Here is a 734-nt window from a genome sequence, read left to right on the forward strand (position 1 = left end):
TCCTTAGATCGACTAGTGGAGTTTGCAAGGGATGCGGAAAAGTGGGACAGAAAGCGGTGCCTCCCGCTTTCGTTTTCAGCAAGTCTAAGGAAGCGATAATCAAAGAAGTAAGCGAGTGTGCGGCGAGAGAGAGCTCTCGCACCGGAAAGAAATCGCAGTGCGTGGATGATCAGATCCTTAGGTGCGCCCTCCCCATCGAATGGTAGAGCCTGGGCGAGATCGAGCTTCGCTCGAACGTGGTTCATCAGAGCTCCCCACCACGCTGTAGTGCTTCTTCCAGGAGGCAAGCGATCAGTCTCTTGCTCTGCGAGATCATCACGCTGGATTACCCATGCATAGAGTGCCAATAGCGTGAGTCGTTCGTACTGCTGTTCCGTGCCGTCGTGATATGAGCCGCGGCAGGCGCTATCAAAGTCTCTCCAGAAGCGGCTTGCGTCGAGTTCAAGTTCCTCCATGACTAGGAGCTCCTCTCATCATGTACATACAGTCGGTGGCTAGATGCTATGGGTGAGAAGCGAACAAATCCATCGCTCGGATCGCCTTTAGCTTGAATGTCGGAGGGCAATCGAGAGGGCTGTTGGCCATGCGGCTCTGTCTGCCCCTTGCCCTGCATCGACGCGCGGCGAGGCTCGCGAAGCGATCTCGCTACTACCGTTGATCAGGAATATCGAGAGCCCTCAGGGAACTCGCTCATGCGTCGCTGAGCGGACAATAAAAGAGGGAATGTCTACTAG

At 55.0% G+C, this 734-nt stretch carries 1 protein-coding gene; it reads right to left on the reverse strand.

Translation table 11 applies throughout. The features are described from left to right. Positions 1–455 (reverse strand): hypothetical protein (locus AC1DQP_RS21185; protein WP_478052516.1); only part of this gene is annotated, 455 nt, incomplete at its 3' end. Positions 456–734: the final 279 nt, after the last annotated feature.

Source organism: Stenotrophomonas sp. P5_A8 (genome assembly GCF_056400545.1).